This is a genomic window from Pantoea sp. SIMBA_079 (assembly GCF_046940275.1).
Lineage (GTDB): Bacteria > Pseudomonadota > Gammaproteobacteria > Enterobacterales > Enterobacteriaceae > Pantoea > Pantoea borealis.
Genome location: NZ_JAWRYR010000947.1, coordinates 1 through 234 on the forward strand (window position 1 = coordinate 1; position 234 = coordinate 234).

The 234-nt window shown below is 65.8% G+C and carries 1 pseudogene; it reads left to right on the plus strand.

The features are described from left to right. Positions 1–207, plus strand: a pseudogene (gene ispH, locus SB719_RS22730) (4-hydroxy-3-methylbut-2-enyl diphosphate reductase); the annotation flags it as partial. Positions 208–234: the final 27 nt, after the last annotated feature.

Sequence of the window (234 nt, forward strand, 5' to 3'; positions counted from 1 at the left end):
GGTGCCGAGGACATGCAACGCGGCTGGTTTGACCAGACCGCGCGGATCGGCATCACCGCCGGTGCTTCTGCGCCCGAAGTGCTGGTGCGTGGCGTGATCGAACAGCTCAGGGCCTGGGGCGCCACTGGCGCTGAAGAGCTGGACGGGCGCGAAGAGAACATCACCTTTTCAATGCCCAAAGAGCTGCGGGTTCGCTCGCTGATCTGACGGGCAGCACCGCCGCCAATGCAGGGG